The sequence below is a fragment of the Streptomyces sp. B1I3 genome (assembly GCF_030816615.1).
Classification (GTDB): domain Bacteria; phylum Actinomycetota; class Actinomycetes; order Streptomycetales; family Streptomycetaceae; genus Streptomyces.
Map to the genome: position 1 here is coordinate 7,496,204 of NZ_JAUSYD010000001.1, position 23,389 is coordinate 7,519,592.

Annotated in this window: 17 protein-coding genes and 5 pseudogenes; 11 read left to right on the plus strand and 11 right to left on the minus strand. The window is 66.7% G+C overall.

What is annotated here, in order from left to right:
• Positions 1 to 29 precede the first annotated feature (29 nt).
• Positions 30 to 419, minus strand: a complete 390-nt coding sequence (locus tag QFZ58_RS34220; protein ID WP_307128712.1) for a MerR family transcriptional regulator — start codon at positions 417 to 419, stop codon at positions 30 to 32.
• A 139-nt stretch (positions 420 to 558) separates the two neighbouring features.
• On the opposite strand from QFZ58_RS34220, the gene QFZ58_RS34225 reads away from it, so the two are divergent.
• Both QFZ58_RS34225 and QFZ58_RS34230 read left to right on the plus strand, forming a co-directional pair.
• Complete coding sequence (locus QFZ58_RS34225; RefSeq protein WP_307128713.1) at positions 559 to 1,224, plus strand: class II aldolase/adducin family protein; 666 nt, start codon at positions 559 to 561, stop codon at positions 1,222 to 1,224.
• On the plus strand, positions 1,221 to 1,649 hold the full coding sequence (locus QFZ58_RS34230; RefSeq protein ID WP_307128714.1) for a carboxymuconolactone decarboxylase family protein: 429 nt from the start codon (positions 1,221 to 1,223) through the stop codon (positions 1,647 to 1,649). Before QFZ58_RS34225 ends, QFZ58_RS34230 begins: the two co-directional genes overlap by 4 nt.
• 59 nt (positions 1,650 to 1,708) lie before the next feature.
• On the opposite strand, the pseudogene QFZ58_RS34640 reads toward QFZ58_RS34230, so the two are convergent.
• Positions 1,709 to 1,894: pseudogene (locus QFZ58_RS34640) on the minus strand (NAD(P)-dependent oxidoreductase); the annotation flags it as partial.
• On the opposite strand from QFZ58_RS34640, the pseudogene QFZ58_RS34240 reads away from it, so the two are divergent.
• A pseudogene (locus QFZ58_RS34240) lies at positions 1,833 to 2,253 on the plus strand (transposase); the annotation flags it as partial. The pseudogenes QFZ58_RS34640 and QFZ58_RS34240 overlap by 62 nt on opposite strands.
• Before the next feature lie 615 nt (positions 2,254 to 2,868).
• Here the strand turns inward: QFZ58_RS34240 and QFZ58_RS34245 are convergent.
• The 5 genes from QFZ58_RS34245 to QFZ58_RS34265 all read right to left on the minus strand — a co-directional run bounded on the left by QFZ58_RS34245 (position 2,869) and on the right by QFZ58_RS34265 (position 8,543).
• Complete coding sequence (locus QFZ58_RS34245) at positions 2,869 to 4,185, minus strand: ABC transporter ATP-binding protein (protein WP_307128715.1); 1,317 nt, start codon at positions 4,183 to 4,185, stop codon at positions 2,869 to 2,871.
• Between the two features lie 47 nt (positions 4,186 to 4,232).
• Complete coding sequence (locus QFZ58_RS34250; protein WP_307128716.1) at positions 4,233 to 4,757, minus strand: DoxX family protein; 525 nt, start codon at positions 4,755 to 4,757, stop codon at positions 4,233 to 4,235.
• A gap of 148 nt (positions 4,758 to 4,905) precedes the next feature.
• Positions 4,906 to 5,559, minus strand: a complete 654-nt coding sequence (locus QFZ58_RS34255; RefSeq protein WP_307128717.1) for a lytic polysaccharide monooxygenase auxiliary activity family 9 protein — start codon at positions 5,557 to 5,559, stop codon at positions 4,906 to 4,908.
• 77 nt (positions 5,560 to 5,636) lie between these two features.
• Positions 5,637 to 6,071 (minus strand): DoxX family protein, encoded by a 435-nt coding sequence (locus QFZ58_RS34260; protein ID WP_307128718.1) that lies wholly within the window; start codon positions 6,069 to 6,071, stop codon positions 5,637 to 5,639.
• Positions 6,072 to 6,155: 84 nt separating this feature from the next.
• The gene (locus QFZ58_RS34265; protein WP_307128719.1) at positions 6,156 to 8,543 is read right to left on the minus strand and encodes a family 49 glycosyl hydrolase; all 2,388 of its coding nucleotides are present in this window, start codon (positions 8,541 to 8,543) and stop codon (positions 6,156 to 6,158) included.
• Positions 8,544 to 9,283: 740 nt separating this feature from the next.
• On the opposite strand from QFZ58_RS34265, the gene QFZ58_RS34270 reads away from it, so the two are divergent.
• From QFZ58_RS34270 to QFZ58_RS34290, 5 genes are all read left to right on the plus strand, one after another.
• Positions 9,284 to 10,465, plus strand: a complete 1,182-nt coding sequence (locus QFZ58_RS34270) for an ROK family transcriptional regulator (protein ID WP_307128720.1) — start codon at positions 9,284 to 9,286, stop codon at positions 10,463 to 10,465.
• An 85-nt stretch (positions 10,466 to 10,550) separates the two neighbouring features.
• Complete coding sequence (locus QFZ58_RS34275) at positions 10,551 to 12,284, plus strand: alpha-glucosidase (protein ID WP_307128721.1); 1,734 nt, start codon at positions 10,551 to 10,553, stop codon at positions 12,282 to 12,284.
• A 70-nt stretch (positions 12,285 to 12,354) separates the two neighbouring features.
• A complete protein-coding gene (locus tag QFZ58_RS34280) occupies positions 12,355 to 13,677 on the plus strand; it encodes an ABC transporter substrate-binding protein (protein WP_307128722.1) in 1,323 nt (440 codons plus the stop codon).
• A gap of 96 nt (positions 13,678 to 13,773) precedes the next feature.
• A complete protein-coding gene (locus QFZ58_RS34285; RefSeq protein ID WP_307128723.1) occupies positions 13,774 to 14,667 on the plus strand; it encodes a carbohydrate ABC transporter permease in 894 nt (297 codons plus the stop codon).
• Positions 14,668 to 14,675: 8 nt separating this feature from the next.
• Positions 14,676 to 15,596 carry a carbohydrate ABC transporter permease gene (locus QFZ58_RS34290; RefSeq protein ID WP_307129090.1) on the plus strand — a complete coding sequence of 307 codons (921 nt, stop codon included), beginning with the start codon at positions 14,676 to 14,678 and terminating at the stop codon, positions 15,594 to 15,596.
• 166 nt (positions 15,597 to 15,762) lie between these two features.
• Here the strand turns inward: QFZ58_RS34290 and QFZ58_RS34295 are convergent, their stop codons facing one another.
• The gene (locus QFZ58_RS34295; protein WP_307128724.1) at positions 15,763 to 16,032 is read right to left on the minus strand and encodes a hypothetical protein; all 270 of its coding nucleotides are present in this window, start codon (positions 16,030 to 16,032) and stop codon (positions 15,763 to 15,765) included.
• Positions 16,033 to 16,384: 352 nt separating this feature from the next.
• Here QFZ58_RS34295 and QFZ58_RS34300 point away from each other — a divergent pair, with 352 nt between their 5' ends.
• Entirely contained in the window at positions 16,385 to 16,897 is a 513-nt protein-coding gene (locus QFZ58_RS34300) for an SMI1/KNR4 family protein (protein ID WP_307129091.1), read from the plus strand.
• Positions 16,898 to 16,912: 15 nt separating this feature from the next.
• On the opposite strand, the pseudogene QFZ58_RS34305 reads toward QFZ58_RS34300, so the two are convergent.
• A pseudogene (locus QFZ58_RS34305) lies at positions 16,913 to 17,638 on the minus strand (transposase family protein); the annotation flags it as partial.
• Positions 17,639 to 18,114: 476 nt separating this feature from the next.
• Between QFZ58_RS34305 and QFZ58_RS34310 the strand changes: the two are divergent.
• Positions 18,115 to 18,309 carry a hypothetical protein gene (locus QFZ58_RS34310; RefSeq protein ID WP_307128725.1) on the plus strand — a complete coding sequence of 65 codons (195 nt, stop codon included), beginning with the start codon at positions 18,115 to 18,117 and terminating at the stop codon, positions 18,307 to 18,309.
• 69 nt (positions 18,310 to 18,378) lie between these two features.
• Complete coding sequence (locus QFZ58_RS34315; RefSeq protein ID WP_307128726.1) at positions 18,379 to 19,434, plus strand: cellulase family glycosylhydrolase; 1,056 nt, start codon at positions 18,379 to 18,381, stop codon at positions 19,432 to 19,434.
• 315 nt (positions 19,435 to 19,749) lie between these two features.
• Here QFZ58_RS34315 and QFZ58_RS34320 read toward each other — a convergent pair.
• A pseudogene (locus QFZ58_RS34320) lies at positions 19,750 to 20,571 on the minus strand (IS5 family transposase).
• A gap of 398 nt (positions 20,572 to 20,969) precedes the next feature.
• Positions 20,970 to 23,389 (minus strand): annotated as a pseudogene (locus QFZ58_RS34325) (Helicase associated domain protein); the annotation flags it as partial.

Here is a 23,389-nt window from a genome sequence, read left to right on the forward strand (position 1 = left end):
GGTGTGGGCGGAGGTCTCGTGGGCCGGGACTACAACGAGGTCGGGGCGGACGTCTCCCAGGCGGCCATCTGCTCCCGGAACTTGGTGCAACTGACGATGTCCTCCTCGCCGCACTGCAGGGCGTGGACCAGGAGCTGGTGGGCGTGGTCGAGGTCGATCCTCCGCTGCTCGACCTCGGCGATCTTGGCGCGGATCATCGCCTGCCTGCGCGGTTGGTCCTCCTGGAACTCGCCGATCTCCGCCAGGGTCAGCCCCGCCCGCTGACACTTGCGCAGCACCACGATCCGCTGCGCGGCCCCCGGCGGGTAACGCCGCTGCCCACTCTGGCGCTCGGGCGCGGGCAGCAGGCCGTGGCGTTCCCAGAACCGGATGGCCGACGCCGGTACTCCGGTGATCTCCGCGAGCTGTCCGATGGTCATGCGCACGTAGCCGCTCCTGCCGTTCCCGCTCGGTCCGGCCGTCGGCCGCTTGACTTGAACCCGAGTTTAAGTTGAAGAGTGGGACGTGCGAGCACGGCGGCGATCGAGAGCCGCCGGCAGCGGACTTCGGAGGTGCCGGATGGCAACCACACGAGCGGCGAACGAGCGGGCGCACGAGCTGGTCGCGGCGGCGGAGGCGCTCTTCACGGCGGGGGTGATGTCCCACTCGGGGCATGCCAACCTAAGCGCCCGGCTCGACGCCGAAAGCTTCCTGCTGACGCCGGGATTCGTTCGCGGGCTCCGCCCCGGCGACCTCGCGACCGTCAGCCTCGACGGGCGGGTCCTGGAAGGGGAGCTACGGTCGGTCAGCGCCGAGATCATCGCCATGCACAGCGCCGTCTACCGCGCCCGCCCGCACGTGGGCGCCGTCATCCACACCCACTCGCCCTGCGCGACGGCCTTCGCCGTCGCGCACCGGCCACTGCCGTGCCGGACCGAGCCGATGCTGCGCTTCGGACAGCCCGAGGAGGTCCCGGTGGTGCCGTGGGGGCCGCGCGGGTCCGACGTGTCCGTCCGGGGCATCGTCCACGTCCTGGAGCGGCGCCCCACGACCTCGGCGGCCCTGCTGGCCAACCACGGACTGATCGTGTTCGGCCCGGACCCGGCTGCGACCGCCCATCTGGTGGTGGCCGTCGAGGAGAGCGCCGAGGCGGAGATCGCGGCGGCGGCGATCGGCGGGGCCGTGGATTTCCCCGAGGGTGCCCTGGCCGCCGTACGCGCCTCGATCGCCCGGGTCGCGTCATGACCGACGACGCGATGACGGCCGACGACACGACGACCGATGGCACCTTCGCCCGGCGCACCGAGGCCGTGCGAGCCCGCTACCACTCCACCCTCGGAGTCGTTCCGGGCGGCGTGAAGGAGCGACTGCGCCTGGCGCGGGACTTCGACCGGCTCCCCACCGAAGAGGCACTCGCGGCGCTGCGGCACATCGTGCTGACCGACAATCCGCTGGGCGCTCGCGTGCAGCAGCTCGTCCACTACGGGCAACTCCTGTCCCTCGGCCGGGAACACCCAGCCAGGATTCACGCCCGGGGCGCGCTCCACGCGGGCGCCACCGCCGCCGAGCTCATCGGGGTCGCCGAGACCGCCCTCATCACCTCGGGCGTCCCGGCGTACGCCTTGGGAACGGAGATCGTCATCGACATCCTGGCGACCCCCACCCTCTGACATCCCCCGTGCCGGCGCGGCCGGTCAGTGCGGGTCCCGGATACCGTCGATGACGACCAGTTCTCACCGCCGTGTCCGTCCTCGATCGCGCGCCGGTAGTGGGACCGCACGGCCAGCGGGAGCGCGAGATCGAGGCCGAGCGAGGCGCTGGTCTCGACGATGTGGTCGGCCATCCCCCCATAGGCCGGCGTCTGGCCTCGCTTGCACGAGCTCCTTCTCGCTGACCTGCGAGCGGCGGGTCTCATGGAGCTGGACGACTCGGCGATCGACGGCTCGCACGTCCGGGCGCTCAAAGGGGGGCTCACACCGGGCCTTCGCCGGTCGACCGGGGCCGGCCGGGCAGCAAGCACCACCTGATCGTAGACCGGCACGGAACCCCACTCGCCGTCACGCTCACCGGCGGATACCGCCACGACGTCACACAGCTCCTGCCGCTTCTAAACGCGATCCCACCGATCCGGGGCCGGCGCGGACGTCCGCGCACACGGCCACGCAGACTGTTCGCTGACCGGGGCTATGACTTCGACAAGTACCGCCGCCTGCTGTGGAAGCGGGGATCAAGCCGCTCATCGCCCGTCGTGGCGTCGCACACGGCGGCGTAGGCGCGGGCGTCGTGTCGGGCTTCCTCGGCTGAGGCTGTACCCACCGCTTGACCGCCGCCCGCACACAAAATCGTCCGAATTTGAAAGTGACAAGGGGTCCCAAATCCCAGGAGCGACTGCGCATGGTCGGAGACGACGAGGCGCCCGCAGACACCGACGTCGTCGCCTCCCTCCCGGCCCTGCGGAAAGTGGCAGCCGCCGGCGGGCCGGGGAGCCGATCAGAGCGAGACGGAGGGCCCGGACCTGGGTGACATCGAAGGGGCGGACGAGAACGCAGCTTCTCCGTAGCGAGGTCAGTGCTCACTGGGGCGTCCGTAGCCCGGCCTACGGTGCCTCCTTTCACACGTGCTCGTCAGTACCCCCGGGGACACTCGATGTGTTTATCGGGCCCGAGCACTTCGCCGGCCGATCCACCATGCCTCTTGAGCATTCCCGTGGGGGCACCCCGGGGCCCGGTTCGTCGCACAGCAGCCACTGCTCGTCCTGAAAGACCTGCGGTCTGGTCGGCGAGGCCCCGACGGTGGACGCCGAACGGACTTGGTCGAGTCGGCCTGGCGACGAGGCGCTGGTTACACGTCTGTGCCGTCCGAGCGGAAGTGCGTCGTTCTCGACCGTGGTCAGAGCTCCGGCATCCGGGTGGGGTCGGGGCTGATGCGTTCGCCGCGTGCATCGAAGAACAGCATGTTGCGTACGTCGATGAGGAGGGGGATGTGATGACCCCTGCGATGGCGGGCGCCCGGTTCATCGCGTATGACGAGCTCTCCGATGCCGTTGCGGGCAGGGGACTGCGCCGGACGCTGTGTGTCGCTTGGAAGTGTGGGGCGGCGGTCGATGAGTCCGGTGCGGCGGCGGAGCTGCCGCAGGAAGTCGGCGGCGCTTTTGCGGGCCGGGGTGTGGGGTGCGTGGTCAGGGAGTTGGGCCGGTACGTCTGCTTGTTGTCCGCCGACTGAGAGGTGGAGCAGTGCTTCGTGGCCTTGGAATTCGGTGTGCTCGACGACCCCGGTCATGGCTCGCTCGAAGGCGGTGGCGTGTGTCTGGTCGGCGATGCGGATGGCTTCGGGGCGCAGGCCGATGAGAAGGGGTTGTCCCTGGACGACACGGAGCATCTGGTGGTCACGGGTGAGCGGGTAGGCCAGGGTGATTTTCTGGGCTCCGACGTTGACCGCCATGACCCCGTCGACGGGGGCGTACACCGTGCCGTGCAGCAGGTTGATCCTCGGTGTGCCGACGAAGGAGGCGACGAAGGCATTGGCGGGCAGTGCGTAGAGGTTGCGGGGGGTGTCGATCTGTTGGACAATCCCGTCACGCATGACTGCCACCCGGTCGCCGAGCGCCATGGCCTCGGCCTGGTCGTGGGTGACGTAGATGGTCGTCGCACCGGTGCTCCGGGTGACCGCGAGCATTTCGGTGCGCAGGCGGGCACGCAGCCGGGCGTCGAGGCTGGAGAGCGGTTCGTCCATCAGGAAGACCGAGGGGCGACGGACCACGGCGCGGCCCATGGCGACGCGTTGGCGCTCGCCGCCGGAGAGCCGGCCGGGGATCTGGTCCAGGAGGTGGTCGATGCCCAGGGTCTGGGTGACGGACTGCACCCGGGCCGTCACCTGGTCGGGGTCTTGTTTCTGGACTGCCAGGGGGAAGCCGATGTTCTGTGCGGTGGTCATGTTGGGGTAGAGCGCGAAGCTCTGGAAGATCATCGCGACGTCTCGATCGCTGGGCTGGAGATCATTGGCGATCTCTCCGTCAAGGTGCAGTTCGCCCTCGCTGATCGTCTCCAGGCCGGCGATCATGCGTAGCAGGGTGGACTTTCCGCATCCGGAGGGTCCGAGCAGGACGAGGAACTCTCCGTCCTCGACGGTCAGGGAGAGCTGGCGCACGGCCCTCTGGCCGTTGGGGTAGGTCTTGGCGAGGTCGTGAAGGGTGATGGTGCTGCCCACGGGTGCTCCTGGTACGAGTCGCGCTTGGCGGGAGAAGGACGGACTGGTCAGGGGGTGAGTTCGTCGGCGGTGATGTGGAGGCAGGCGGCGACCAGGACGATGTTCTTGATGACGTACTGGCCTTCGAGGGTCGGGACAGCCGCGGTGTGCCAGGCGGCGTCGGGCAGCACGAGGAGGGAGAGGAAGACTCCGGCCATGTGGAGGAAGAACGCTGCCAGAGCCCAGCGGAGCAGGAAGCCGGTCAGGAGCGCGAGTCCGATGCTCGTCTCCAGGATGGCGAGGAGGAGCAGGCAGATGGGGGCGGGGATGAGTCCCAGGGTCAGTTCGGTCATGGCCCTGATGGTGAAGTCCTCGGCCGCGCTCGCGCCGGGGAAGAACTTCAGGACGCCGAACCAGCAGAAGACCACGCCGATGCAGACGCGCAGGACGGTCGGGCTGATCCGTGTGTAGCGGTGTGCGTGGGATGCGAGGCGGTTTCCCAGGGAAGGCCGCGGGCCCGGCGGCGAGGCGGAGGCCCGGTCGGCTGGGGCAGGGGTCTCGCTGGGGTAGCGGCGGTGGGAGGTGCTGGTCATCGTCAATCCTCCGCTGAGACGATCTCGGACACAGGTTGCTCGGTGCCTCGCGGCGGCGGCTGGTCACCGGCCGGGGCCTTGAAGAGCCGGAAGGGGAGGGCCCCGCAGGAGGCGTTGCTCCTGCGGGGCCCCCGTCAGCCGGCTGTGGTCAGCTGAAGTTGACGTCGCTGCACAGGAAGTACTTCTGGTCCATGTGCGATGCCTTCCAGACGGTCACCACGACGTGGCGTCCGCTGTAGCCGGAGGTGCTGACGTCCGTGACGTAGTGCGCCTGGTAGGGGTAGCGGCCGGTCTTCTTCACCAATTCAAGGTCGTCCCACCCGATCAGCTGGTACTCGGGGTTGAAGCCCTGCTTGGTGACGTAGACCTCGAGCCAGTCCGCGCCGTGTCGGGCCTCGTCGTAGAGGTCGACGGTGAAGTTGGAGCCGATGTCGGTCATCTTCCACGGTCCGGGGCGGTCGAGGGGCCGGTAGTTCGTCTCGCCCTGGCCGCCGGCGCTGCAGATCTCGCCGTTGGGAATGACCTGCTTGTAGTTGTCGCCGGTGTTGTTGGCGTAGACGGCCTTCCACGCGCCGATGGCGTTCGGGTTCTCGTGGTAGGTGCGGTAGCACATGGGGTCCTGGGACTCGTTGGGCTCGCTGTAGCCCCAGCGCTGCAGGCAGCCGTAGTTGCGGGTCTCGGGGGTGATGACGGTGCCGTGTGCGGAGGCCGCCGGGGCCTGGATGACGCCGAGGAGGGCGGTGGCCAGTACGGCGGAGCCCAGCGCGACGGCGCGGGACAGCGTTGCGGGTATGCGGTGCATGGGGTTCTTCCTCCGTGTCTTGGGGGATCACAGACCAACTGCGGCCCGTGGCTTACGTGCTCATGACAGTCGGGGGTTCAGGTGTTGCTGAAGTCGTTGTTCACCTCCTCTCGCCGGCGCACGGGCAGGTTCAGCTGGGCGGTCAGGGACCACCGGCCAGGGCCGAGGGCGGCGATGAGTAGGAAGGCCCAGCAGAACAGGGCGGCGCTCTCCCCGCCGTTCTGCAGGGGGAACAGTCCGTCGCTTTGGTGGTGGACGAAGTAGGCGTAGGCCATGGAGCCTGAGCACAGGAGGGCTGCCGGGCGGGTTCCCAGCCCGATCAGGACGAGTGCTCCGCCGGCCAGCTGGATCACCGCAGCCCACCAGCCGGGCCACTGCCCGGCAGTGGGTACCTGCCCGTGCGGGCCGCCCAGGACGTCGAAGAGGGTGGCGGCACCGTGGCAGGCGAAGAGAAGTCCGGTCACGACGCGGAAGAGGCTCAGGACGGGTTGTTCGAACCTGGTTGGTGGCATGTGCGGCATGCCTTTCTGCGGGGAGGCGCTGTCGGGGTCGGTCGCCGGTGGGCGCAGCGGGGCGGTCACCGGCGACCGGGCTGGTTAGGCGGTGAGGTTGAACTTCTGGCTGGCCCAGGTGCCGCAGTCCCACAGGTGGAGGCGGGCTCCGTCAGCGCTGCTCTGGCCTTCGACGTCGAGGCAGCGGCCGGACTTGACGTTCTTCAGCGTGCCGTTGGCCTGGAAGGCCCACTTCTGGCTGTCCCAGGTACCGCAGTCCCACAGGTGGGCCTTGGTGCCGTTGGCGGTGTAGCCGCCTTCGACGTCCAGGCACTTGCCGCCGGACTTGAGCTGCTGGCCGTCCAGCGTCCATGTCATCGAGGCTGTGTTCGCGCAGGTCCACTGCTGGATCGCGGTCCCGTTGGCCGTGCCGGCTCCGGCGCGTTCGATGCACTTGTTGTTGCCGCCGTTGACGATCCGGCCGGAACCCGTCCCCGGGTCGGGATCGGGGTCGGGGTCGGGGTCGGGGTTACCCCCGGGGCCCCAGGCGTTCCAGTTGTCCCAGTTCTCGGCGTCGAAGCCGAGCCGGCCGGGCTTGTCGGCGCCCCAGTTGGTGCCGGCCTTGTTGATGACGGTGCCGCCGACGGTGTAGTTCTCGAGCTTGAGGCCCTTGCCCTGGGTCGTCTCGTTGCCCAGGGTGACCTTCTGGCCGGCGGTGTTGGTGTGGCGCTTGAGGAGGCTGACCTGGCTGCTCGGGTCGAGGCCGTTCCAGCTGTCGATCTTGAGGTTCTTGACGTGGATGTTCTCGGTGCTGGAGAGGGCGAAGACGCGGATCGCGCAGTTGGTCTGGCCTTCGACGGTGATGTTCTCGAAGGTCATGTTCTTGACCCAGGTGTTGGGATCGGCCTTGGTGGTGGATCCCATGTCCTCCCAGTGGGAGGAGGAGTTGAGGATGCAGGTGTTGTACTTGACGTCCTTCCAGTACATCCGGTTGTGGATGACGTGGGTGTTGGTCACCCGGACGTTGTCGATGTTGCGGGGGGTCCAGCCCCACTGGATGACGGGGCCGTTCTCGTTCTTCCAGATGACGGTGTTATCGATGGTGACGTCGCTGTGGTACATCTTCAGCACGTCGTCGTTGGCGTTGAAGAACGTGTTCTTCATGGTGCTGCCGCGGTAGAGCTCGATGCCGTCGGTCTGCCAGTACCAGGAGCCGACCTGCTTGTAGTTGTCGACCCGCATCTGGAAGGTCTGCTCGTTGCCGTAGACGACGAACGAGTGGTAGGGCGGTTCGTTGATCGTCACGCCCTGCAGGTCGAGGTACTGCTGGGCGTCCGCGGACTGGAACTGGAGCATCTTCACGCAGGAGGCGTGACAGTTCGACGCCCCGCTGAGGTGGTCGTAGTTGTTGTTGGTGTCCGCCTCGTAGACGTACTGCTCACCGGAGAGGACTCCGTACCCGGTCACCTTGTACAGGCCCTGGGTGTCGTGGAAGAAGCGGAAGGCGCCCTTCACGTACGCGCCGGGTGCCAGGTAGACCCACTTGACGTTGGCCGGGAGCACCGCGTGGTACTTCGAGCCCATGGTGTAGGTACCCGGGCGGAAGTAGATGATGTCCTGGCTGATGTTGTTCAGGTTCGTGACCTGGCCGGGCTCGGGGTAGTGGATGCTCCCCGACGCGGCGGTGGGGATCAGCCGCTCCTTCTCCGCGCCGGTCGGCGTCGGCTCGGCAAAGACCATCATCGAGTTACGGGGCTCGGTGTGGATGGCCCGGTTGTTGCCGCCGCCGGTGGTGGTCAGCTTCCCGGCGTCATTGGCCGGGCCGGACATGTCGTTGTAGGCCGTGTACAGCTGCGGGTCGAACTCGACCGAGAATCGGTAGCCCTTCGAGCTGTAGGGCACCTTGACCCGGACGGTCTTGCTGTTGACCAGCTCCTTGTCGAAGTTCAAGCTGCTCGGCTTGATCTTGACCTGGTCGGCCGAGGAGATGCTCTGGTCGGTGCGCAGTGACACGTCGATCCACACGTCGGCCGTGTACTGGAACGACGACCAGCTCATGGTGAGGTTCGCCGAGGCGGAGAACTCCGCGCCGTCCTCCTTGGTGTAGCCGATCTTTCCCTTGCCGCTGCGGGGGATGCTCATGTAAGCGAACGAGTCGTACTTCGTAGTCGGCGCCGCGGCCGTGGCGACCTTCACGTCGTAGAAGGAGGACCGCCGCACCTTGTCACCGCCCACCGGGCTGCTCGTGTTGAACTCGTGGTTGTCGTGCCACCAGGTCTGCAGCTGCTCGCTGTTCGCGGTCTCTCCCGCCGCTCCTGCCGCGGGTGCCGAGGCCGCGGCGGCAAGGGCTGCCGCGGGGACGAGCCGGCCCGAAGGCAGGGGGGTGACCGAAGCCAGAGCGCTGGCCGGCATGACGGCTCCGGCGAGCGCCAAGGCCAGGCCGGCGGCGATGGCCGCCAGCGGGTTGAGCCGTCGCAGTCTTCCTGCGGGCATGATGATGTCCTCTCCATGATGGATCGGGGCATGGCCCCAAAGGCGCCCGCCTGGGGCGGGCACGAACACCGCTGGGGCAGCTGGGGCAGCTGCGTGGCGGAGTCATCGGTGTGTGCGGTCGCCCGTTTCCGGGTTGACCGGGGTGCGGAGTGCGGCACTCGTCTTGGTCGGCGGTTCGTCTCTCTTCGAGGGAGCTGGCTGAGGGAGTCCACGCGGGGATCATTCGCAGGGCCAGGAGCACAGGACACCGGTCCTGCGAGCGGAACGAACCGGTCCTGCCCGCCCCGAGGGGTGAGGGGCTGCAGATGTGGCGGCGACCTGTGACCCAACAGGCCCTGGCTCCGCCCCGGTTGCCGGTTAACTTCCCGTCATTTCTTCCTCGTGTCAATGAAATGAACAGGATTCTTCGACCTGCGGGGCCAGCGTGTGCATAACAAGATGCACAAAAGACGCAAAGCGACTACGAGCGTCCGGTTGGGGTGGGCCATCACGGTTGCGTAACACGCTGTTTTCTTCCTTGACGCACTTAAAGGCTGCGGGACACACTCCCGTCATAAGTAGCGACGCCGACTTCCACAGGTCGATGGCGTCCCAGCCGCAGGAGGCGCGATGACGATCTCTGCAACGCTTGGCAGTACCGGCCCCGCGCATACGGGAAGCCCTCGCCACCCGCATCGGGTTCGATGGCGCTGAACTTGATGCAACGGCCCTGACAGACCACTACCTGGAGGCACCGCGTGATGAGCCCGTCCAAGATCCGGTTCTCGGAGCTTGTCAGTGAGCAGACCAGGGCGGAGATCTTCGCGACCGTGCTCACCGCAGGACCCATCTCGCGCACCCAGCTCGCCCAGCGCCTGGGCCTGGTGCCCTCCTCTGTCACCCGCATGCTGCCGCCGCTGCTCGAGCATGACTACCTGCGTGAGAGCGACCCGGTTGCCCAGGGGCGGGGCAGGCCGCAGAAGATGCTGCACGTCAATCCCGACAAGCACGTGGTCGTCGGCATGAAGATCGCCCCCGGACGGGTCTTTGGCGTCGTCACCGACATGGCGGCCAACGTCCTGGCCCGGGACGAGGAGCCCCTGGCCGACTGCACCCCCCAGACCGCCCTGTCCGCCGCCGCCTCCCTGACCGGCAGGCTCCTCGCAGAGGCGCCCGAAGCGGCGGACAGGGTGCTCGGCCTCGGCGTCGGGGTCAGCGGCCACGTCGATTCGGCAGCCGGGATCTGCCGCTACTCGTCCCTGCTCGACTGGAACAAGGTCGACGTGGCCGGGCCGCTGCGGGAGGCGACCGGGCTGTCGGTGGTCGTCAACAACGACGTCAACACCCTGGTCGTCGCCGAGCGCTGGTTCGGTGAAGGCCGCGACATCGACTCCTTCGCCGTGGTCACCGTCGGCCCCGGCATCGGCTGCGGCCTGCTCCTGGACGGCGCCCTGTTCTCCGGCGCCACCGGACTCGCGGGCGAACTCGGCCACCTGCCCCTGGACCCCTCCGGACCCATGTGCAGCTGCGGCCGACGCGGTTGCCTCGAAGCCCTGGCGGGCGACCGCGCCATCCTGCGCCACCTCGCAGACGGCGGATTTCCCTGCGACACGATCGCCGACGCCATCGAGCTCGCGCGAGGCGAAGCCGGGGCGGCCCGCACCGTGGCCCGATCCGCCTTCGCCGAAGCCGGCACCGCCCTCGGCAGAGGCGTGGCCGGCATGTGCAACCTGCTCAACCTGCAGAAAATCATCATCGCCGGCGAAGGCGCGGTCGCCTACGACCTGTTCGGCCCACACATGAGCGAGGCGATGCAAGCCCAGGCGTTCTCCACCGCGGCCACCGACTGCGACATCCACGTCGACCCCGCCCGCCACGACCTCTGGGCCCGGGGCGCCGCCTGCCTCGTCATCCGCGATGCCGTAGGCGCAGCCATCTCCTGACCCGCAGTGCCTGTGGGGGCGGCAACAACCCGCCACCTCCAGCAAAGTAACTGAAAGCAACCAAGCGATCACGATGAGGTTTGACGTGCCCGAAATCGAAGCCACTCCCGCCGACGCGTGGTGGAGCGAAGCGGTGGTGTACCAGATCTACCCCCGCAGCTTCGCCGACTCGAACGCGGACGGCATCGGCGACCTGCAAGGCATCATCGAACGGCTGGACTACCTTGCCCAGCTCGGCGTCGACGTCCTGTGGCTATCCCCCGTCTACCCCTCCCCGCACGACGACAACGGGTACGACATCAGCGACTACCAGGACATCGACCCGCTCTTCGGCACCCTCGCCGACTTCGATCGGCTCCTGGCCGCCGTCCACGAGCGCGGCATGAAGCTCGTCATGGACCTGGTCGTCAACCACACCTCAGACGAACATCCTTGGTTCACCGCCTCGCGCGACGAAGGTCCCGAGGGCAGCAAGCGGGACTGGTACATCTGGCGCCCCGCCCGCGAGGGCATGGAGCCGGGCACCCCGGGTGCGGAACCCAACAACTGGGGCTCCTTCTTCTCCGGCCCCACCTGGACCTACGACGAGAAGAGCGGCGAGTACTACCTGCACCTCTTCTCCCGCAAGCAGCCCGACCTCAACTGGGAGAACCCCACCGTGCGCCAGGCGGTCTACGCCATGATGCGCTGGTGGCTGGACCGAGGCGTCGACGGCTTCCGCATGGACGTCATCAACCTTATCTCCAAGACCCCCGGCCTTCCCGACGGCATCGTCCACGAGGGCGCGCGGCACGGGGACGGCAGCCCCCACTACATCTGCGGCCCCCGCATCCACGAGTACCTGGCGGAAATGCACCGCGAGGTCTTCGAAAACCACCCGCGCCGCCTGCTCACCGTCGGCGAGATGCCCGGCGTCACCGTCGAGGACGCCAAGCTTTTCACCGATCCCGCGCGTCGCGAGATCGACATGGTGTTCCAGTTCGAGCACGTGGGGCTCGACCAGGGGCCCGGCGGGAAGTTCGACGTCCGACCGCTGAAGCTGACCGACCTCAAGGCCAGCCTCGGCCGCTGGCAGACCGGCCTGGGCGAGACAGGCTGGAACAGCCTGTACTGGAACAACCACGACCAGCCCCGCATCGTCTCCCGCTTCGGCGACGACAGCCCCGCCTACCGCGACCGCTCCGCCAAACTCCTCGCCACCGTGCTCCACCTGCACCGCGGCACCCCGTACATCTACCAGGGCGAGGAACTCGCCATGGCCAACGCACCCTTCGCCTCCATCGACGACTTCAGGGACATCGAATCCCTCAACCACCACCGCGAGCAGACCGCTCTCGGAGTCGACGAGGAACAGATCCTGGCGGGGCTACGCCACCGCAGCCGGGACAACGCCCGCACTCCCATGCAGTGGGACACCACCCAGAACGCCGGCTTCACCACCGGCGTCCCCTGGATCGCGGTGAACCCCGACCACACCCGCGTCAACGCCAAGGCTCAGGTCGCCGACCCGGACTCCGTCTTCCACTACTACCGCCGCCTCATCTCCCTGAGGCACACCGAACCCGCCCTCACCCATGGCGACTTCCACATGGTCCAGCCCGACCACGAGCAGCTCTACGCCTTCACGCGCCACGACGCGGCATCCGGCACCGAACTTCTGGTCCTCGCCAACTTCAGCGGAGCCGACCTCACCGTCGACCTGCCCGATGGCTGGGAACACAGCGAGATCCTCATCGCCAACGTTGCCGCCACCGCACCTCTCACGGCCCCGCACACCCTGCAGCCCTGGGAAGCCCGCGTCCACCGCCGCAACGTCTGACCAGCCCCACCTGAACACCCGTACCGCCTCCCCCCGCACCGCCCTGACCCTGCACACCCAAGGAAACCTCATGACGAACATGCGCTTCCGTGCTCCACGCCGCACCACCCGACGAGCCCTGCTCGCCGTGTCCGCTCTGGCACTCGTGGCACCGCTGACCGCCTGCGGCGGCGGATCGGACACCGCGGCCGGGGACGGCAAGACTCTGCGCCTGTGGCACTACGAGCAGGAGGACGGCGCCCTGAGCAACGCCTGGGACGCGGCCATCGCCGAGTTCAAGAAGACCCACCCCGACGTGAAGGTCGTCTTCGAACGCAAGACGTTCGAGCAGATACAGCAGAACGCCGGCATGATCCTCAACTCCGACAAGGCGCCCGACGTCATGGAGTACAACAAGGGCAATGCCACCACCGGACTGCTCGCCAAGCAGGGCCTGCTCACCGACCTGACCTCCGTCGCGAAGGAACGCGGCTGGGACAAGAAGATCAGCGAGAGCGCATCCGTCACCGCCCGCTACGACGCCAACGGCGAAATGGGCGGCGACAAGTGGTACGGCATCCCGAACTACGGCGAGTTCGTCCTCTCCTACTACAACGACGACCTTTTCAAGAAGTACAACGTGGCCAAGCCCACCGACTTCAAGAGCTTCGAAGCGGCGCTCGCCAAGTTCAAGGCAGCCGGCATCACACCCCTGGCCAACGCCGCCAACGACCACCCCGCCGGGCACTGGCTCTACCTGCTCGCACTCTCACAGGCCGATGACACCTGGGTCGACAACTACCAGCTGTACAAGGGCAAGGTCGACTTCCACGGCCCCGAGTTGACCTACGCCGTCAACAAGTACAAGGAGTGGCTCGACAAGGGCTACTTCGAAAAGAAGGACGTCGGCCTCAAGGGCGCCGACATGACCGAGCAATTCGTCTCCCAGAAGCGGCCGATCATGGTCGGCGGAAACTGGTGGTTCGGCGGCCTGACCACCGACATCAAGAACTTCGAATGGTCCACCGCACCCTACCCGGGCAGCGAGAAGACCCTCGGCTCCGGCGGCAACCACTGGGTCGTCCCCACCAAGGCGAAGAACAAGAAGCTCGCCGAGGACTTCATCGACATCACCATGTCCGACAAGATCCAGAAGCGGATCGGCGAAGAGGGCAACGTGCCCCTCGCAGCCAAGGCAGACAGCATCACCAACCCCAAGGCACGCGAGCTCATCACCGCATTCAACACCCACCAGGCCAGCAACGGCCTCGCCTTCTACCCCGACTGGCCCGTCGCCGGCTACTACGACACGTGGATGGCTGCCACCCAGAACCTCATGAACGGCAGTAAGCCCGACAAGGTTCTCGACGAGCTCGCAGCCCCCTACGAGAAGTACGCCGCCTCGCGGCGCTGAGGCTGACACACCTCCTCGCCCACGCGTCAGCCCCTTCACTTCCGGGGACGGCGGCTGCCCCCACCGGGCCGCCGTCCCGCCCATCCAGGAGCCACAGTGAAAACCACACGACGTACGCGGCCCACGGGGTACGCCGTCTTCCTCGCACCGGGCCTGCTACTGAGCCTGCTCTTCCTCGTCGTTCCGCTCGTGATGACCTTCTACTACAGCCTCACCCAGTGGCAGGGCATCGGAGACCCCACCTGGATCGGCTTCGACAACTACACCCGACTCTTCAGCGACTCCGACTTCTGGGCCTCGTTCCGCAACATCGCCTTCGTCATCGTCGGCATCGCGGTCGTCCCGACCGTGCTCGGCCTGTTCCTCGCAGCCCTCTTGTTCGACTACATCGGCAAGAAGCACGGCGACGGCGTCGTCAGCCTCTTCCGCTCCGGGCTCTACCTTCCCCAAGTCATCCCGGTCGCCGTCACCGGCCTGATGTGGGGATGGATCCTCGCCCCGGAAGGCGCCGTCAACAGCGTCCTCGAAAAGGCCGGCCTCGCCTCTCTGGCCGAAAACTGGCTCGGCGACCCCGACCTCGCACTCTGGGTCGTCCTCGCCGTCCTGGTCTGGATGCAGCTCGGCTACCCGCTGGTGCTGTTCCTGTCCGGGCTCCAGCGCATCGACCCCGAACTCTACGAGGCAGCCTCCCTCGACGGCGCGACCTGGTGGCAGCGCTTCACCCGCATCACCGTGCCCATCCTGCGCCCCGAGGTCTACGTCGTCCTGGTCACCACCACCATCGCCGGCCTGAAGGTCTTTGCCCAGATCTTCGTCCTCACCGGCGGCGGCCCCGGCAACTCAACCCTGGTCCCCTCCTACTTCGCGTACCAGAACTTCTTCGAGCGCGCCGACGTCGGCTACGGATCAGCCATCTCCAGCACCATCACGCTGCTCGTGCTGATCATCGCCGGAACGATGCTCACCCGCCAGGCCCGCGAGGACGGATGACCATGACCATGACCACCGACCCCACCACGCCCACAACGTCACGCACCCCCACACCAGGACCCCGCGGCCGGGGCGTCCGGCGCAAGACCCGCAAAGCCACCGGAAACCGCCGCTCCCGAGGTTCCTACGCGGTCCTGGCCGCCGTCGCCGTCTTCGTCCTCGCCTTCCTCGCACCCTTCGCCGTCATCCTGCTCAACTCATTCAAGACCAGCGCCGACTTCCGGGCCCACGGCTCCCTGTCCTGGCCCACCGAGTGGAACTGGAGCATCATCGCCGACGTCTGGGACCGCGTCGGCTTCACCCAGAAACTCCTCAACAGCGTCCAGATCAGCCTCGGCGTCGTCCTCATCGCCGTCCTGTTCGCACTCTTCAACGCCTACGCCATCGGCATCGGCCGCGTCCGCTGGCGCACCGCCTTCCTCGTCTTCTTCCTCGGCGTCAACGTCCTGCCGCAGGAAGGACTCGTCTACCCCATCTACTACCTCTTCAAGGAGATGGGCCTCTACGACGGGAAACTCGGCTACACCATCCTGGTCGGCATCACCTACAGCGCGTTTGGCACCTACCTGCTCTCCTCCGTCTTCTCCAGCTTCCCCCGCGAACTCATCGAAGCCGCCTCCATGGACGGCGCCGGCCGCTGGACGATCCTGTGGCGCATCGTGCTGCCCATGAGCTGGCCCACCCTGTCGGTGATGTGCGTCTTCTTCTTCGTCTGGAGCTGGAACGAGTTCCTCTACCCCCTCGTGCTGCTCATTTCCAACGACAACCAGACCGTCCCCCTCGGCCTGTCCGTCATGCAGGGCCAATACACCAGCGACCCCACTGCCATGAGCGCAGCCGCCCTCCTCGGCGTCATCCCCATGGTCGTGTTCTTCCTCATCTTCCAGCGCTCCCTCACCCGCGGCATGACCGCCGGCGCCGTGAAGTAACCCCGCCCCGCACAAGGGCTCAGCGCGCGCTGCCCTGGATCCGGCCAACCCACCCCGCCGCCGGATCCGGGGCACACCTCTTGCCTCCGCAACCCGGCGGCCGGCTCCTCAGCCAGAGCATGATGCGTTGCTAAGTGGTCGGCTCCGGAAGTCCTTCGGGGGTTGATCAGGCTGCCAGGGCGACGGAGGATTCTTCTTGTCGGTCGGCGGGTGTGTGTCGGTCGAGCCGGGCCAGCAGATCGTCCAGGTCGGAGGTGGTGAACCTCCAGTGGAATGGCTGTGCCGTGGCGTTGTAGCGGTCTTCGAATGCTCGGAGCCGGTCCCGGACCTGGGTCAGGTCCGTGAAGTCGTTGGGTGAGACGACCTTGCGCTGGACGATAGAGAAGACGATCTCGATCTGGTTGGTCCAGGAGGCGTGGACGGGGGTGTGGACCATGACCGCGTTCGGAAACGCCTTGGTGAGACGGTGAGCGTTTTCAGCTTCGCCACTCCAGGGTGACGCCGTGGCCCTCGCTGGAGTCCTGGAGGCTCCTCGGCTGGGCCCGCCGGGCACAGTGGGTCGTCTGTGAAAAGTCGCGGGCGGTCACCTCGCTGAGGGGCCGACCCTGCGCTTCGGGGCGGAGGATGGTCGTGAGGAGGGATGGGACGCATGCTCGAAGTACCATCCCTGCAAGGTTCTCCGGTCGGTACTTCCCAACCTCCGCAGTGGCGTGGTCGGACGGAGACATCCCTGCAGAGAGGGCAGAGGGCAGAGGGCAATGAGTGTGGCTGAGAGTTGGTCCCGCGTGATGAGTCTTCTTCGGCAGCACGCGCCAGCCGATTACGCGGACCTGCCAGGGCCCGCTACGGAGCAGATGCTCGCGGCCGCCGAAGAACGGATGGGCATCTCCCTGCCTGGGGACCTGCGGACGTGGCTGTTGCAGAACAATCTGGATCTACCTGAGGAAGATGTCGACGACGAAGTGGCATGTTGCGGCTTCGACGGGTTCCCGGACGAGGGAAGCTTCTTTCTGGGTGTCCGGGCGATGGAGAAGCTCTACGCGAATCACCCCTTGTCCGGTGGGGGCGAATGGCGCGAGGAGTGGATCCCGTTTCAGTCGGACCGGGACGGCTGGATGGGACAGTTCATCGACGCGAGGGACGGACGTATCGGCAGATGGTTCGTGGGTGCGCCCACGGTCACCGGCGAGTACGAATCGATGGCCCAGTATTTCGACTCCGTAGCGGAGATGCTGACGAAGATCGCCGATGGAAGCTACCCGGTCTGTGGGGTCACCGAAGGTCGACTCGTCTGGTCGTGAGACGGTTCCCAACCGCATGGCTGCGGCGATGGCGGTCATGCGGTTGGGGCTGCAGCGGGCTCGGCGGAGGATCTGCCAGGACTTGAGTCGTGCGATGCTTCGTTCGACCGGTGCCCGTGCCGCTGACAGGGCGCGGTTGACTGTCCGTTGGGTCGTGGTGAGGTCCTGGCGAGGAGGCCGTCTGATGGGTGTGGTCACCCAGGGGCCGGCGCCGATGTAGGCGCGGTCGGCGAGGATCGGAACACCCTGGCGTTCGCAGATACGGATGATGCGGTGGGTGCGGGCGGCGGTGAGGTCGTGAGTGCGGCCGGGCAGCGCGGGTGAGATCCACAGCAGGTTGCCGGTGGGATCGGTCACCACTTGCACGTTCACGCCGTGGCGGCGGTGCTTCTGGGAGAAGTCGGCCCGGCTGTCGCCGACGCGGTCGCACTCGGCGAGGGTTCCGTCGAGCAGGACGTGGTCAGGGTCTGCTTCCCGCAGGACCCGCAGCAGTCCGGGCGCCTGGCGGGACAAGTGCTCGACGACGGCCTTAACGTAGGCGTGGGCGGTGCCGACGGATATCCCGAAGCCGACAGCGATCTGTGCGAGCGGGTCGTGCCGGCGCAGGTATACCAGGCCGACGAGAGCGCGCTGGTGAGGTGGGAGCTTGCAGCGTCGGTCACCCTCACGGGTGACGATGAGCATGGATACCCACTCGACCAGAGCATGAGGCAGGTCGAGTGCGGCAGGGTAGGGAACCAACAGGGCTCCTGTGCCGATGGGTTGAGACTTCGAACACCTCCCTCAACGGCCCGGGAGCCTTGTGCGTTGCGGTCCTCATCCTGACTCGTCCTGGGTCACTCGATCAGTGGCCGCTCTGAAAGAGCTCAGTGGGTCGGGGCGACCGAAGGCGGACTACAGGGTCATGTTTAGGCGTCAACGACCCCCCGTGTGTTGCCGAGTGGCCAACTGCACGGTCCGGGGAGACGATGAACGTGAGACGCAGCGATGAGTCTGCGTGGGTCGGATCGGGCGCCCATGATCGGTTGGGACAGCAGTGGCCGGTGGCTGTACTGGGTTCGACCAGCACCCAGGATGGCGTAACGGCGCTCCACACTGACGGGAAGATCGTCGTTCTTCCGCATGGTGGGCTGTATACGAGGCCCAGTGCCCTCGGAGTCGGGACGGCTCGCCGCTGCGGGGGAACACGCTGTACCAGGCGTTCGTGCGGGCGCGGAATGCAGCCGGAGCACCGGCACGACATGGGGCGGGATCGCGATCAGACGTTCAAGGACGGCGAGGAAGTCGTCACCTTGCAGGAGACGCGGTTCCGCCAGCAAGGCGAGCTGATGTGTGTGGAGACCACTACACAGGGCCTGTACTGGATACGCGACGAAACGGCAGCGTCCAGCGGCGGGCGCCCGTCGTTCTAAAGTTGGCACCACGGAGGGTGAACAATGATTCCGATACCTCGACCGACCGATCCCAGCCCGGTGCTATATGTGTCCAACAAGAGCTACGGCCTCGACGACAGTGGTAGGTACTGGCTACGCGGCAATGACCATGCAAGGATAGTACTTAAGGGTATCAACATCCCGCTCGTCGATGACTGGGATTTTCCCGCTAGTCGCCCCTACGGTAAACTGGAGGAGTTGGCGAAGACGGGCGCAAATTGCGTCAGGATTCAGTGGTATGCGCAATATCCTGCCGCGTCGCGTCCCCCGTACGCCACGGCCGACCTAGACCGCGTGCTTGAGAAGTGCCGGACCAGCCGCCTTGTGCCCATCGTGGAGTTGCACGACTGCACGTGCAAAGAGGACCCCGAGCTTGTCAACAGTGAGCTGATGAGCTGGTGGACTCGGCCGGACGTGCTTGGGATGTTGAAGAGACATGAGCGATATGTCATTATCAACCTCGCCAACGAGTTGGGCTGGTACCGATGGCAAAATTGGTCACCTGCAGCCCTGGATAAGTTCAAAGTTGCGTACAAGAAGGCGATCACCAGCATTCGCAGCAAAGGGCTTCGAATGCCGATCATGATCGACGCACCGGACTGCGGCTCATCGGTCAACGCTTTTTTGAGCGCCGGCCAGGAGTTGATCGATCACGACCCGCTGCACAGCATCCTGCTCAGTGCACATGCCTACTGGGGCGATGACTACGACGGGTCCGCCGATGTGAATCTGGCGATTAGGGCGAAACTTCCCATCGTTCTCGGCGAGATCGCCAACAAGCAATTTGCGAACGACAACGAGTGCTTCTACGGGCTAGACGGAACAAATCTCGATAACCCGCCACGCACCGAATTCCGCTACCAGAATCTGCTTATCACCCTTACGCAGTGGGAAGTCGGGTGGCTTGCATGGGCCTGGTACAAAGATAATTGCGAACATCGAAGAATGACACCGGACGGCAATTACACGGGCGCTCTCGACGGCAGCCCCACGGGCTTGACGCCCTACGGCTCCGACATCCTGCACCAAGGTACGTACGGTCTTCGACTGGGATACTTCGGGCCGCAGAAACTTGACACCCTGCCTGGGGCACCGCCTGTGTGACAGTAAGCGCTGTGTCGCGCCTGAGGTAATCGGAAGGTTGTCCGAGCCCGCTCCCCGAGGAAGACCGTGAGGTCCTCGAACCCGTGCCCTGATGTCGATCAGGCTAAGCTTTGGCACGGAGTGTTCGGCGATCCTAACCAGCGCGCCTGAAACACGAACTCCCGATGCTGGATCAGGCTCAGGGGCCGACACGCCTGAAACCGGCTCCATGCCAAACTCCCTGTCTCTTGCGTCTTGACCGCGAACGGTAGCAACAACATGCCAGCGCGGATAGTTGCCACCCGCTAGATGACAGCGCCCGGCTAAGACCGTGTCCTATGTGGCGAGGCGGACCAGGCGTTTGTAGCAACAGAGGGCGGCGGCGAGGCCGAGGAAGGCCAGGTAGTTGCGGGGGTGGCGTTCGTAGCGGGGGCTGAGTGAGCGGTAGCCGGAGAGCCAGGACATGGTCCGCTCGATCACCCAGCGGTGGCGTCCTAGCCGTTCGCTGGACTCGATGCCCCTGCGCGCGATGCGGACACCGATGCGCTTTCCGCGAAGCCATTTCCGCAGTTCAGGGATGTCGTGCGCCTTGTCCGCGTGGAGCTTGCGGGGGCTTGAGGTGGCGGCCTCGGTGAGGGTCGTGTCTCGTTTGGTGACCGAGGATCATGGGCTTGAGGGCTTGGCTGTCGTGGGTGTTGCCCGCGGTGATGCCGACGAGGAGGGGCAGGGCCGTTCGCGTCCGACAGGACGTGCATCTTGGAACCCGGCTTGCCCCGGTCCACGGGGCTCGGACCTGTGAGTTCGCCCCTTTTTTTAGCCCTCACGTGGGCGGAGTCGAGGACAGCTCGGGAGAGGTCGAGCAGGCCGGCGTCGTCGAGCCGGTGCAGGGATTTCTTCGTGGAGCCGGCCCCACACGCCCGCCCGCGACCAGATCAGGAACCGGCGGTGAGCCGTCGACTTCGATATCCCGAAACATGGCGGCAATGCCCGCCAGGCGCACCCGCTGACCAGCACGTAGATGATCGCCGCGAACAGCGTCTCATCAGGCGTGTCCTGCGTCCCACCACCCTGCGACCGCACCTTCGATGGTGGGATCAGCGGCTCCGCGATCTCCCACAACCCGTCCGGAACAATCCAACTCCAAGTACCCCGCCCCATAACGGAGTCAACGACGCCTCACCACATAGGACACGGTCTTAGGGGTCGGCCGAGCCCGACCTGTTCGTCGTCCGCGGCGTGCGCCGGCACCAGCATCGGACGGCCGTCGGGTGCCGATTTGTCCGCCGTACCGCGACGATCACCACAGTCCCGCAATCCTCGCCCAGCGCACCGCTTCCCGTTCACCTGCACGCCCACTAGGCCACTTCTAAGCGTGGTCTCGGGGAACCGGGCGACGCTGCGCTGACCCTCTTCACCGGCCCGTCGCGCAGCTCCGTACCGACGGCCGGGCGGTAACCGGTAGAGCAGCACCTGGTCCTACTCGGGCTGCGGTGCCGGCCGCTGCGCCTCGGGCTCGTCTTGGCCGTGCTCGGCGGCTGTGGTGACGGCGATGCGTGTCACGTCCACCGTATGCCGATGGCGGACAGTTGTTCTACTCGTTCCGGGGTGAGTGTGGCGGTTCTGCTCCGTTGGTTGCTGACCCATGCCCCTAGCTTGAGCTGCACGATCCGCTGTCCCTGCTTCTGGCCGTCGTGGCCCTCCGCCGTCGCGGCCGCTGGCCTCTGTGGCGGGTGATTGTTTCGATGTGTTTGCGCGGGACCTGGAGGTGGCCTTCGCGTTCGTAGTACTGCTTGGCGGCGGTGTAGTGCATGGCCCACTTCTCCGCCTGGCTCGTGCGCGGTTTCGGCTTGTCCTCATCTCTGGCGGGTTGTATTCCAAGGACGTGTTCGCACATCCACTGCTGCACGGACGTCAGTTTGTCCCATCCGAGCTGCTGTGCCTGTACCCATCGTCCGAGGTCCTCGCCTTGGCGCAGGACCTGGCGCGTCTTGGTGGGCAGTGCCTCGCCAGCGTCGAGATGCATCCGGACCAGGTGGAAGCACCGCTGCCAGGTCACCGGCCAGCTCGGGCGCCAGGACGCGTCGATCTCCTCCAGCTGCTCACGCCGCTCGTCCGACAAGGCCCCGGCCGACGACTCCACCGGCAGCCCCTCGGCCCGCCGCTGTTCGATCTCGGCGGCCTTGCGGGCGGCGGCCCGCGCATTCTTCAAAAAGATGCCCACCTTTGCGCCCTGGTGGGTGGCGTCCAGCGGGGCGAGGAGGTGGCCGTGTTCGGTTGCCCACGCACGGGCGGCGGCAAGGCCTTCTTCCCAGGCGACGTCGAAGTGTGACCAGATCATGCCGAGCTTCTCGAGTTGTTCGACGCGGTCTGCGTCCATGGTGCCGCGGGCGTAGAAGCGCCTGGCGTCGGCGGTCCACTGCCCGAGGGGAAACCCGGCGAGCGAGGGCCGGCCACTGCTCGGTTTCCCCGCCCACGGTCTCCTGAGCCTCCCGTGCGGCTGTTGGAGCCTCCTGTGCTGCTTCTGGGACGCGGTAGGTGAACGGGACGCGTAGGTCGCCGTGGAGCTGTTTGTAGATGACGGCGGCTTCGATTCCGCGCCGCCAGTGTTGGTGTTCGGGGTTGAGGACGCGCAGGTTGATGAACGCGGCCAAGGCGGCCGGGGTCGCGTGGGGTGCTGAACTTCAGCAGTTCCCGGGCCGGCACCGACAGCCGGCCACTCCAGCGATTCTCGCCTTCCTGCTCCCCGTTGCGGCTTTGTACGCCCCTGACGCCGCTTGGAGCTTGCTGTTCGGCGAGCTGTTCTACAACCCTGGTGTCGTGCGCCCGCAGCGCCTCCAGCAGTTTGGCGAGGCCGCCGTATGCGCGGGAGGTGAGCATGTTGTCGGCTGTTTCGCCGGGCCCCGAGCAGGACCGGCACCACGAGCGAGGCGGTCTTTCCCTCGCCCGGCTGCATCCGCAACGCCCGGCCGACGGCTTGGACAAGGTCGGGCATGGAGCCGCGTACGTCCGCGAAGTACACGGAGTCGCAGTTCTTCGTGTCCACGCCCTCGCCGAGCACTCTCACGGAGCTCAGGTAGCCCTTCTCCACGATGGTGCCGTCCGCGGTTATCCCTGCGGCGAACTCGTCCAGGACGCGGCGGCGGTGGAGCGGTTTGTGCTCGCCGCACAGCCAGTCCGCCCAGATCGTGCGCGGGTAGAGTTCCGGTTCGGCGGCGTGCAGCTGCGCGGCGATGTCGGGGAGGCCGGCGGCGAAGGCTTCGGCTTCTGCGACGAGGTGGTGGAAGGCCAGCGTGCGCCGGAAATCCTCCTCTGAGGAGGCCTTCATCAGCGCGGTCTGCAGGGCTGCGAGTCGCGCTCCGCGGACCTGTTCGGAGCGGCCTTCGGCACCTAGGAGCTGCGCGGCTTGGAGCTGGGTGTCGGTGACGTCGACGCATACGACCTGGTAGGGGGCACAGATTCCTCGGTCGACGGCTTCCGAGAGTGTCAAGGTGAAGCAGCGACTGCCGAAGGGGCCGCCCGGGTCGTCGTCCATGCTCGCTACCAGCTCACCGGGCGCGCCGGCCTCGTCCGCGTCCCCGAGCTGCCACAACCGCGGGGTGGCCGTCATGTACAACCGGCGCAAGGACGGGATCTTCTGGTTGTCGTGCACGACTGCCCATGGCTTCCCGATCCGCCCCGACGTCCGGTGCGCCTCGTCGACCCACGATCAGGTCCCAGGCAGCAAGGCCTGCGGCGTGTGCCCGCTCCAGCGTGCCCAGCCCCAGGCTGGCGTACGTGGCGTACACGGTGACCTTGTCCAGGCCTCGCGTCCACTCCAGCAGCTCGCCCACGTCCGTGGTGTTGGGGAAGACAGCTTCCTCACCCCGCAGGGAGGACACCCCGAACATCGGCCCCCGGCGGCCTCCCTCGCGCCAGGCTGCCTCGGTTTGGGCGAGCAGGTCCAGCGAGGGCACGAGGATCAGCACCCGGCCCGCGT